This window comes from Angustibacter speluncae, from assembly GCF_054777815.1.
In genome coordinates, this window is sequence record NZ_BAAHAF010000073.1 from 1 (window position 1) to 5,833 (window position 5,833).

A 5,833-nucleotide genomic window follows, 5' to 3' on the forward strand; every position below is an offset into this window, starting at 1 on the left:
GCTCGGCCGCCTCGCGGGCGGCGCGCTCGGCCTCGCGGCGGGCGCGACGGGTCAGCGGCGCCCCGCCCGGTGCGTCGGTGCCGGGCGGGCCGTCGGGGGTGTCGTCGGGATCGGTGCTCACGGGGACGTGCCGAGCGGTCCTCAGACCTCCAGGAGCTCGGACTCCTTGTGCTTGAGCAGCTCGTCGACCTTGTCGACGTGCTGCTTGGTCAGCGCCTCGAGGTCCTTCTCGGCGCGGGTGCCCTCGTCCTCGCCGACCTCGCCGTCCTTGACCAGGCGGTCGAGCTCCTCCTTGGCCTTGCGGCGGATGTTGCGCACCGAGACCTTGGCGTCCTCGCCCTTGGTGCGGGCGAGCTTGATGTAGTCCTTGCGGCGCTCCTCGGTGAGCGAGGGCAGCACGGCGCGGATGACGTTGCCGTCGTTGGAGGGGTTCACGCCCAGGTCGGACTCGCGCAGCGCCTTCTCGACCTCGGCCATCGCCGACCGGTCGTAGGGCGTGATGAGCACGGTGCGGGCCTCGGGGATGTTGAACGAGGCGAGCTGCTGCAGCGGGGTCGGCGCGCCGTAGTAGTCGACGGTGATCTTGGCGAACATGGCCGCGTTGGCCCGGCCGGTGCGGATGGCCGCGAAGTCGTCCTTGGCCACCTCGACGGCCTTGTCCATCTTCTCCTCGGCCTCGAGGAGGGTCTCGTCGATCATCGTGGCTGGCTCCTTCGTCTCGTCGTCGTCTGCTCGTGGTGCCGCCGGGCACCGGGGAGGGTGCGGTGCTCAGCCGGCGACGACGAGCGTCCCGATCTTCTCACCCCGCACCGCCCGCGCCACGTTGCCCTCGCCCTCGATGCCGAACACCACCATCGGCATCCGGTTCTCCATGCACAGGGCGAACGCGGTGGCGTCGGCCACCCGCAGGTTCTGCTGCAGGGCCTCGTTGTAGGTGATCGTCTCGATCGGCGTCGCCGTCGGGTCGGTGCGCGGGTCGGCGGTGTAGACCGCGTCGACGCCGTTCTTGCCCATCAGGACGACCTCGCACTTGGTCTCGAGCGCCCGCTGGGCGGCGACCGTGTCGGTCGAGAAGAACGGCATGCCGGCGCCGGCGCCGAAGATGACCACGCGGCCCTTCTCCAGGTGCCGGATCGCCCGCCGCGGGATGTACGGCTCGGCGACCTGCCCCATCGTGATCGCGGTCTGGACGCGGGTGTCGACACCCTGCTTCTCGAGGAAGTCCTGCAGCGCCAGGCAGTTCATCACGATGCCGAGCATGCCCATGTAGTCGGCGCGGGCACGGTCCATACCTCGCTGCTGCAGCTCGGCGCCGCGGAAGAAGTTGCCGCCGCCGACGACGATCGCGACCTGGGTGCCGCCGCGCACGACCTGGGCGATCTCCTGGGCGAGCCCGGCCACGACGTCGGGGTCGACGCCGACCCGCCCGCCGCCGAACGTCTCGCCGGACAGCTTGAGCAGCACCCGGCGGTAGCCGCCCTCGGGCCGCCCGGGGGCGACCTCGGGGCTGGTCGTGGTGGTCACGTGGCGGGCTCCTCTCGGGTCGCGGTCAGTCTGCCCTACCCCGCAGGGGCCGGGACGTGCGTCGACCCCGCCGTCCGGGCGGACGACGGGGTCGACGAGGAGCTCAGTTGCCGACGCGGAAGCGGGCGAACTGCGTGATGGAGGTGCCGGCCTCCTCGAGGACCTTGGCCACGGACTTCTTGTTGTCCTTGGCGAACGGCTGCTCGAGCAGCACGTTGTCCTTGAAGTAGGAGTTGACGCGGCCCTCGATGATCTTGGGTAGCGCCTGCTCCGGCTTGCCCTCCTCGCGGGCGGTCTCCTCGGCGATGCGGCGCTCGGCGTCGACGGTCTCCGCCGGCACGTCCTCGCGGGCGAGGAAGATCGGCGACATCGCGGCGGCGTGCATCGCGACGTCGCGGCCGATCTCGCCGGCCTCGGTGCTGGTGGCGACCAGGACGCCGATCTGCGCGGGCAGGTCGGGGTTGGTCTTGTGCAGGTACGACGACACCTGGGCGCCCTCGACGCGCGCCACGCGACGCACCTCGACCTTCTCGCCCAGGGTGGCGGCCGCGTTGGTGACCAGGTCGCCGAGGGTCTCGTCGCCGACCTTCGCGGCCAGCAGCGTCTCGACGTCGGCGGCGCCGGTGGCGACCGCGGTGTCGAGCACCTGCTGGGCGAGGGCGCCGAACTTGTCGTTCTTGGCGACGAAGTCCGTCTCGCAGTTGATCTCGACCAGGGTGCCGACGCCACCGTCGACGTGCGCGGCCACCAGGCCGTCGGAGGCGCTGCGGCCCTCGCGCTTGGTGACGCCCTTCAGGCCCTTGACCCGCAGGATCTCGACGGCCTTGGTGCGGTCGCCGTCGGCCTCGTCGAGGGCCTTCTTGACGTCGAGCATGCCGGCGCCGGTCTGCTCGCGCAGCGCCTTGATGTCAGCGGCGGTGTAGTTCGCCATGGGTGGGTCTCACCTCTCGTGCTCGTGGGGAGCGCGCGCCCGCGCGGTGGGCGCGGGCGCGCGCGTGGTCGTGACGGCTGCTGCCGCTCAGGCCTTGTCGTCGGCCTTCGGCTCGGCGACGCCCTCGGCCTCGGCGGCCGGGGCGGCGTCCTGACCCGGGACGGCGGCGGCCTCGGCGGCCTGCGGGGCCTCCTCGGCCTGGGCGGCGGCGGTCTCGGCGTCCTGGCCGGCACCGGCCTCGGCCGGGGCGGCCTCGGCGGCGGTCTCGGCCTTGGTGCCCTCGGTGGCGCCGGTCTGGGCCTGCGCGCCCTCGAGCAGCTCGCGCTCCCACTCGGCCAGCGGCTCGTCGGCGCCGACCTGCTCGGCGCCGGCCTCGCGGGCGCCGGAGCGGGCGATCAGGCCCTCGGCGACGGCGTCGGCGATGACGCGGGTCAGCAGGGTGACCGAGCGGATCGCGTCGTCGTTGCCCGGGATGCGGTAGTCGACCTCGTCCGGGTCGCAGTTGGTGTCGAGGATCGCGACGACCGGGATGCCCAGCTTCTTGGCCTCGTCGACCGCCAGGTGCTCCTTCTTGGTGTCGACGATCCAGACCGCCGACGGCACCTTGGCCATGTCGCGGATGCCGCCGAGGGTGCGCTCGAGCTTGTCCTTCTCGCGGCGCATCATCAGCAGCTCCTTCTTGGTGCGGCCGGACGCTGCGACGTCGTCGTAGTCGACGAGCTCGAGCTCCTTGAGCCGCTGGAGCCGCTTGTTCACGGTCTGGAAGTTGGTGAGCATGCCGCCCAGCCAGCGCTGGTTCACGTAGGGCATGCCGACGCGCGCGGCCTGCTCGGCCACCGGCTCCTGGGCCTGCTTCTTGGTGCCGACGAACAGGATCGTGCCGCCGTGGGCGACGGTCTCCTTGACGAACTCGTAGGCGCTGTCGATGTAGGTCAGCGACTGCTGCAGGTCGATGATGTAGATGCCGTTGCGCTCGGTGAAGATGAAGCGCTTCATCTTCGGGTTCCAGCGACGGGTCTGGTGCCCGAAGTGGACGCCGCTCTCCAGCAGCTGACGCATCGTGACGACGGCCATGCCGACGCACTCCCTCCGCGCCGCGGGCACAGCCCAGCCGGCGCAACTCGGTTCCCGGACTCCCACCGTGGGGTCCGCCTGGTGCCCTGCGACCCGCCCCACCGGATGACCCGGACCTCGGGGCGCGCCCCCTCGCTCGGCGAGGGTGATGAGGGCACGCGAATTCGGCCGACACGGGTCGGCCGTGCTCCCAGGGTACGACGCGGGGGTACCGCGGCGGAAATCGCGTCGGTGCCGTCGAGGGGCGCCGTCGAGGGGCGGTGTCGAGACGCCGCGCCCGGCTCCGACGTCCCGGCATGGACACCCCCGCACCTGCTCCCTCCACCGACCCCGTCGTCACCGAGGTCCTGACCTGGCTCGACGGCTGCGCCCACCAGCTCGTCGGCCTGCTCGACGGCCTCGACGAGGCCGCGCTCCGTTCGCGCCCGCTGCCGTCCGGCTGGTCGCCGCTCGGCCTGCTCGGGCACGTCCGCGACAGCACGGTGTTCTGGCTGCACGACGTGCTGCTGGGGCACCCCGTCCCGTTCGACGACGCCGACGACGTCTGGGACGACGACCCGTCCGCCCCCGCCGCCGAGGTGGTCGCCGGGTACCTCGACACCCACCGCCGCGCGGTCGACGGCGTCCGCGCGCTGGTGGCGGGCGACCCGCCCGCGTGGTGGCCCGAGGGCGCCTGGGGCGGGTACCGGCAGGACACCGTGCTCGGCGTCCTGCTGCACCTGCTGGCCGACAACACCGCGCACGCCGGCCAGCTGGCCGTCGTGCGCGAGCTCGCCGACGGCGGCGTCTGGGACCACGGCACCGGCGCCGTGCGGCGCCCGACCGGGTGAGCGTGGGAGCCTGCCCGCATGGCTCTGGTGCAGCGCATGCGCGGGTTCGGCACGACGATCTTCGCCGAGATGTCGGCGCTGGCCGCGCAGACCGGGGCGGTCAACCTCGGGCAGGGCTTCCCCGACACCGACGGCCCCGCCTCGCTGCTCGAGGGCGCGGTGCAGGCGGTGCGCGGCGGGCAGAACCAGTACCCGCCCGGACGCGGCGTGCCGGCGCTGCGCGAGGCCGTCGCCCGGCACCAGCGGCACTGGTACGGCCTCGAGGTCGACCCGGGCACCGACGTGCTGGTGACCGTCGGCGCGACCGAGGCGATCGCGGCGTGCGTCCTCGCGCTGTGCGAGCCGGGCGACGAGGTGGTCGTGCTCGACCCCACCTACGACAGCTACCAGGCGACGATCGCGCTGGCCGGGGCGGTCGCCCGCCCGGTGCCGCTGCTGCCGCCGACCTTCGCCCTCGACGAGGACGCCCTCGCGGCCGCGTTCTCGGACCGCACCCGGCTGGTGCTGCTGAACACCCCGCACAACCCGACCGGACGCGTGCTGTCGGCCGACGAGCTCGCGGCCGTGGCGCGGCTCGCGCAGCGGCACGACGCCGTCGTCGTGAGCGACGAGGTGTACGAGCACCTCGTCTTCGACGGCGGCCGGCACGTGCCGGTCGCGTCGGTGCCCGGCATGGCCGACCGGACGCTGACCATCGGCTCGGCCGGCAAGACCTTCTCGGTGACCGGCTGGAAGGTCGGCTGGGTGAGCGGCCCGGCCGAGCTGGTCACGGCGGTCACGACGGTGAAGCAGTTCCTCACCTTCGTCGGCAGCGGCCCGTTCCAGCCCGCCGTCGCCGACGCCCTGGGCGCGCCGGACGAGGAGTTCGCCGCCCGCGCCGACGACCTGGGTCGCCGCCGCACCCTGCTGGCGGACGGGCTCGCCGACGTCGGGTTCGAGGTGCACCGCCCCGAGGCGGGGTACTTCGTCGTCGCCGACGCGGCGCCGCTCGGTTGCACCGACTCGCTGTCCTGGTGCCGCGAGCTGCCGCACCGGGCCGGCGTGGTGGGCATCCCGGTGCAGGTGTTCTGCGCCGACCCCGAGCCCGTCCGCACGCTCGTGCGCTTCGCGTTCTGCAAGCGGCCCGAGGTGCTGCAGGACGCCGTCGAGCGCCTGCACGCGCTCCGCCCCTAGGGCTCCTTGCGCCGGGTGACCTCGTCGGCCGCGTCGAGGCGCACCTCGTCGGGGACGCGCCCGTCGGTGCCGCGGGCGGCGTCGGTGTCGGGGAGCACGACCACCTGGTCCGCGCCGTCCGGCTCGAGCAGGTGGTCGGCCGGACGCGGTCCGCGGTAGACGGGGACGGCGCGACCGGTCCGCGGGCCGGCCGGGGCGGTCGGTGCGGCGGGGCGTGCGGGTCGTCGCGGCGACGTCGCCGCCAGCCGCGAGGCGAGCACCCCGTACTCCCCCATCAGGCGGTCGACGTCGGTGCAGTACA

At 73.5% G+C, this 5,833-nt stretch carries 6 protein-coding genes and 1 pseudogene; 2 read left to right on the forward strand and 5 right to left on the reverse strand.

Annotated features, from left to right (window positions below; genetic code table 11):
* Positions 1–141: 141 nt before the first annotated feature.
* The 4 genes from frr to rpsB all read right to left on the reverse strand — a co-directional run bounded on the left by frr (position 142) and on the right by rpsB (position 3,529).
* The gene (gene frr, locus ACYVKY_RS08795) at positions 142–699 is read right to left on the reverse strand and encodes a ribosome-recycling factor (protein ID WP_460434596.1); all 558 of its coding nucleotides are present in this window, start codon (positions 697–699) and stop codon (positions 142–144) included.
* A gap of 69 nt (positions 700–768) precedes the next feature.
* On the reverse strand, positions 769–1,524 hold the full coding sequence (gene pyrH, locus ACYVKY_RS08800; RefSeq protein WP_460434597.1) for a uridine monophosphate kinase: 756 nt from the start codon (positions 1,522–1,524) through the stop codon (positions 769–771).
* Positions 1,525–1,627: 103 nt separating this feature from the next.
* Positions 1,628–2,455 carry a translation elongation factor Ts gene (tsf, locus tag ACYVKY_RS08805; RefSeq protein WP_460434598.1) on the reverse strand — a complete coding sequence of 276 codons (828 nt, stop codon included), beginning with the start codon at positions 2,453–2,455 and terminating at the stop codon, positions 1,628–1,630.
* Between the two features lie 87 nt (positions 2,456–2,542).
* Positions 2,543–3,529: a small ribosomal subunit protein uS2 gene (rpsB, locus tag ACYVKY_RS08810; protein ID WP_460434599.1), complete on the reverse strand. Its 987-nt coding sequence runs from the start codon at positions 3,527–3,529 to the stop codon at positions 2,543–2,545.
* A 296-nt stretch (positions 3,530–3,825) separates the two neighbouring features.
* Here rpsB and ACYVKY_RS08815 point away from each other — a divergent pair, with 296 nt between their 5' ends.
* Both ACYVKY_RS08815 and ACYVKY_RS08820 read left to right on the forward strand, forming a co-directional pair.
* The gene (locus ACYVKY_RS08815) at positions 3,826–4,359 is read left to right on the forward strand and encodes a DinB family protein (RefSeq protein ID WP_460434600.1); all 534 of its coding nucleotides are present in this window, start codon (positions 3,826–3,828) and stop codon (positions 4,357–4,359) included.
* A gap of 18 nt (positions 4,360–4,377) precedes the next feature.
* Entirely contained in the window at positions 4,378–5,532 is a 1,155-nt protein-coding gene (locus ACYVKY_RS08820; protein ID WP_460434601.1) for a pyridoxal phosphate-dependent aminotransferase, read from the forward strand.
* On the opposite strand, the pseudogene ACYVKY_RS08825 reads toward ACYVKY_RS08820, so the two are convergent.
* Positions 5,529–5,833 (reverse strand): annotated as a pseudogene (locus ACYVKY_RS08825) (hypothetical protein); the annotation flags it as partial. The gene ACYVKY_RS08820 and the pseudogene ACYVKY_RS08825 sit on opposite strands and share 4 nt — an antisense overlap.

Coding starts and splice junctions, on each gene's coding strand:
- ACYVKY_RS08815 (WP_460434600.1), top strand. CDS start 3,826: ATGGACACCCCCGCACCTGCTCCCTCCACCGACCCCGTCGTCACCGAG.
- tsf (WP_460434598.1), bottom strand. CDS start 2,455: ATGGCGAACTACACCGCCGCTGACATCAAGGCGCTGCGCGAGCAGACC.
- rpsB (WP_460434599.1), bottom strand. CDS start 3,529: ATGGCCGTCGTCACGATGCGTCAGCTGCTGGAGAGCGGCGTCCACTTC.
- frr (WP_460434596.1), bottom strand. CDS start 699: ATGATCGACGAGACCCTCCTCGAGGCCGAGGAGAAGATGGACAAGGCC.
- ACYVKY_RS08820 (WP_460434601.1), top strand. CDS start 4,378: ATGGCTCTGGTGCAGCGCATGCGCGGGTTCGGCACGACGATCTTCGCC.